Genomic DNA, 4,259 nt, shown 5'->3' with positions numbered 1-4,259 from the left:
GCTTATCACCAGTGCCGGAACGCGAGTTCCCGGTCCGAACTGGTCATAGACCCCCTGGGTGGGGCTGCCCTTGCCGGGTGGGGAGACATGGTCCCACTGACCGCCGAACTCGTCATAGGTGACTATAACGAGTGTGTCCTTGCCCGCGGGCCCGTTTTCGATCGTCTTGAGCAGGTCGACGAGGTGGTCGCTACCGTCCGGCTCACTGGCGTAGCCAGGATGCTCGTTCTCCGCGCCGTAGGGCTTGACAAAGCTGACGGTCGGCAACGTACCTTTCGTCGCAGCCGCAATGAATTTTGTTTCGTCCTGTAGGTGGGCCCGGCCCGGCTGTCCCGGTGCGTACGCGGCGAAGTAGTTGAGCGGCTGGTGGTGGTACTGGAAGAGCGGACCGGCGTGGCCCGCCTCCGCGTCGTCCCAGCCACCGGAGTACCAGTTCCAGGAAATGCCGGCAGCGCTCAGCCGGTCCCCGATGTTCGGATACTTGGCGTCGTCGATCAGCGGAAGCCTGATGGTGCTGGAACTGTGCGGGGTGTTGGTGGGCTGGATGGTGTTGATCGCGTAGTCGCCGCAGGCCACCGTGGGATTGGCGGTTGGGCCGCAGGCCTGGGTCAGCTGCGCGTCCTGCACCACTGTGGTGGTTGGCTTGTACAGCGGATAGGTGGTCGGGAACCCGTTGGTGTCCACGACCGAGTGCAGGTTCGCGTCTGGGCCGCCGGCTCCGGCGCTCGTGTCGATCGGGGCCTGCGCCGCGACCAGGAACTGGTGATTCAGGAAGGAACCACCGAACGCGGCTTGGAAGAAGTGGTCGGCGACTACGTAGTGCGGGGCCTCGGCGCCGTGCAGATATTTGTAGATCGGCAACGACCTGGTGTCGTAGACGCCCATGGTCAAGCCTACAGCGTCACTGCCCGTGACGTAACGGTCCTGCCTGCCGCCGTCGATCTGATACTGCTCCTGGTAGAAACGGTGCGTCAGGTCACGGGTGCACCCACCGGGCTCGCTGCCCGCGCTGTTCGCGAGGACACCGTTGGTCGCGGCGGTCCCGGGCGCCGGGCAGGTGCTGGCATTCGCCGGAATGTAGCTGTCGATGGTGAACGGTTTGTTGCGGAAATAGCTTGCGGGGACCCCGTTCGCCGCGTCCACGCAGGTCGTGGGCAACGGACTGGGCGACGTCAGATTCACGTCGTTCTGCGGTAGACAAGTGTAGCGTTTGCCGTCCTGCGTGACCTGGGCCGTGTGTGACCTGTCCGCATCCCTCAGGCCGTCGACCCGCTGGCCGTCAACCGTGCCCCATCGCCCATAGAGATTGTCGAAGCTGTGATTCTCCTCGTAGATCACTACGAGGTGTTTATACCGACCGAGAATTGGGCCGTGCCTGCCGTGTTGTGGCGGGTTGGCAAGCACGCCCGGGGCCATCCCCAGCCCGATCACCGCGGTCGCGCTCGCCGCGAGAGCCGCGTGGACCACCTGTCGTCGTCGCACAGTTCCTCCGATCCTCCGACGATCATCCGAATCCAGCTGCCCCCGCGGGACAACCGGAGAGCAGAATATGCGGGCGGTGCCAGTGGCCAATCAGAAGATTTATTGTCGGTGTTTGTTACCCGGGCCAGCTTGAACGGCATTATGGTATTCGCCGGGTTCGCGTGCTGTAGGTGTCGGTGGGAGCTGACCGTCCTGGCGGCGCGGTGGTCATCCGGTACGCTTGTTCCTGTTCTGTAGCCGCCGTGGCCTGGGCGAATGCGGTTCGAGTGGCACCTTTCGTCCTCGGGCGGGTGCGCAGGTACCCCTCGGTGGCTTGTGTCGTTGTCGAGGTGAGTCCGCGGGATGCGGCAATGCCGCTCTTCCGGGGACGCGGGCCTGACGTATCGGAGTCCTTGCATCCGGCTGGTCCCACCGGTGTCCGCTCACCGGCGTCGGCAGCAGCCGCCCGTAGCAGCCGTCCGTAACAGCCGTCCGCCGGCTTGGCTACACGGTTTGCCGCCTGGCTCCGGGCGGAGCGTCGCGAAACAGGCAGGTTAGTCGTGACGTACACACAGGGCGACCGGAGTCATCGATGATCCGGATGTCGTAGGTGCTGAGCGTCGCGCCGACCTGGATCGCGGTGGCTGTCGCCGTCACCGTGCCCGACCGCGCGGCTCGGTGGTGAGTCGCGTTGATTTCGATCCCCACGGCCGCCCGGCCGGCCGCGGCAGGTGAGATTGCCGCGGCGAGTGAGCCAACCGTCTCGGCGAGCACCACGGACGCGCCCCCGTGGAGCAACCCGTAGGGCTGTCGGTTGCCCTCGACCGGCATCGTCGCGACGATCCGGTCCGGAGTGGCTTCGATGATCGTGATGCCCATGCGTGTGGCCAGCTCGCCCCGGCTGTGGTTCAGGACAGTGACGACATCCTCGCCGGGGCCGGTGCGGGAGACCGCGGAAATGGCCGCCGCGATGTCGGTGATCGAATGGGTCTCTGGGCTTGCGCGGATGCCCGGGTCCAGATCGGTGCTGGTACCGATGATCGGATCTGCCACGTGAGCTCCCTTCTTCCTGTCCTCACATTCAAGCGCGTGTCAGCGCCTGCCGGGCGCTACCTGGCGTATGGTTCTCGGCCGTGAGCCGGCTACCCCGCGGGGGAGCCGGCGGCTGATCCGCGGGCTTCGACGATCCGCGCCGGGACGCCCATCAATGTCTATGCCGTATACAAGCCCGCTACCTGCGTATTCATCGATACCCGACGCTGATGGACCCGTCCCGATACCGCGATCGCCTGTCCCGATACCGCGATCGCAAGGCGCGGGCACCGGGGCGGAATCCGCCATCCCGATCCGTCGAGGACCGCCGGGTCCTGGCTGGAATCGCTCGCTTCGGGCGCCTGAAGGTGCCGCAGGCAACCTGGAACTGTCGGCAGGCCTGTCGGGTCGGTGGCATGTACCATCCCCCTTCTACGTGCTCACTACAACAGCCGATGCCGTCCCGAGGACGCGGCGGAATGGATGTGCATGCTCCAGACTGCTGTGAACCATGGGCGCCCGGTTGGCCGTTGCATCGGCGGGGCTTCACCTGCGCAGGTGCGAGGCTGGCGACTCGTTGCCGGTGCAAACGCCGTTACGTGACTCGACAGAACCACCCGTGAAGCAGGTTGGACGGCTTGCGGGTCCGAACCGATGGGAGATTCCCCGATGGCGTTACGACGCTCATCCATCCTGCTGGGAACGGCTGGGTTGCTCCTGGTCGCGCTGGCGCTTATCGAGCGCTTCGCGGTCGTGCCCATCCTGACGAGGCTGCCCGGGGACACGAACATATCGTTCGACTTCGCGGGGACGGGAACCCTGCTCAACACGAAGGCCCTCGCTTCCGGCGACATGGCCCACGTGTTGCAGAAGGATGTGCCGCTCACCATGGAACGGCAGGTCCGGGTTGTCAGCACCAGCGGTGACGTCGCCATCATTCATGATGATTCCACCCTGCACGCGGGGCCGACCGTCCTGCCGGCCAGTCAGGTGTATGCCGTCGACCGCAGCACCCTCGAGGCCACTACGCCGCCGGCCGGCGTGTCCGTTGAGGTTGAGCCCGCGTCCGGCCTCACCGTGGGCTTCCCGATACATCCGAAGGCGGACAACTCTTATCAGTTCTACGATTCCGTGGCACGACAGACCGTCCCGGTGACCTATGAGGGCGCCGACGGCAAGTACTTCGGCCGCAGCGTCGGCATCTACCATGCGGTGTCGACCGGGCCCGTCCAGGACGCCGAGCTGAGCCACACGCTGCCCGCCGTGTTGCCGAAGGACAAGCTGACCCCGCTGGTGTCGTTGTTGCCCGCCGACGTACAGACAAAACTGCTTGCGGCGAATGCGGCCCTGCCCAATGCCATACCGATGCACTACACCGTGACCAAGGATCTGCATGTATGGATCGACACCGTGACCGGCCTCGCCGTGAAGGAAACGGCGAATGAGAAGATCCTCGCCGGTGTCTCCATCGACGGCCAGGTGGTCAGCCTCCTTCCGGTGCTGGCCGTCGACCTCACCGTGACACCGCACAGTCAGGAGGAGCTGGCACGTAAGTCCGCGGCTGTTGCCCGGCAACTGACCATGATTGAGGTCATTGTGCCGATCGTTCTTGGCGCACTGGGCCTTGTTCTGCTGGCGGCCGCGATTATCCGCCAGCGTCGTTCATCCCACCGTGAGTCAGCCCCTATAATAGCGTCGCTGGTAGCTACGCCCGGACCCTCCACCGATGCCGGGTCAGCCAGTTGGCCTGTTTCTTATCAAGGCCC

General features: G+C 65.2%; 3 protein-coding genes. 1 reads left to right on the top strand and 2 read right to left on the bottom strand.

The window, feature by feature from the left end; translation table 11 throughout:
• A partial coding sequence (locus MJ783_RS21620; protein WP_239313314.1) for an alkaline phosphatase family protein occupies positions 1–1,482 on the bottom strand: 1,482 nt, incomplete at its 3' end.
• A gap of 483 nt (positions 1,483–1,965) precedes the next feature.
• Complete coding sequence (locus tag MJ783_RS21615) at positions 1,966–2,421, bottom strand: hotdog fold thioesterase (RefSeq protein ID WP_370651771.1); 456 nt, start codon at positions 2,419–2,421, stop codon at positions 1,966–1,968.
• A 741-nt stretch (positions 2,422–3,162) separates the two neighbouring features.
• Between MJ783_RS21615 and MJ783_RS21610 the strand changes: the two genes are divergently transcribed.
• Positions 3,163–4,259 (top strand): porin PorA family protein (locus MJ783_RS21610; RefSeq protein ID WP_239313312.1); only part of this gene is annotated, 1,097 nt, incomplete at its 3' end.

It is taken from the genome of Protofrankia sp. Cj3, assembly GCF_917627355.1.
Lineage (GTDB): Bacteria > Actinomycetota > Actinomycetes > Frankiales > Frankiaceae > Protofrankia.
Note: the sequence above shows the minus strand (reverse complement) of the source record. Positions and strands in the feature narration are given on the sequence as shown.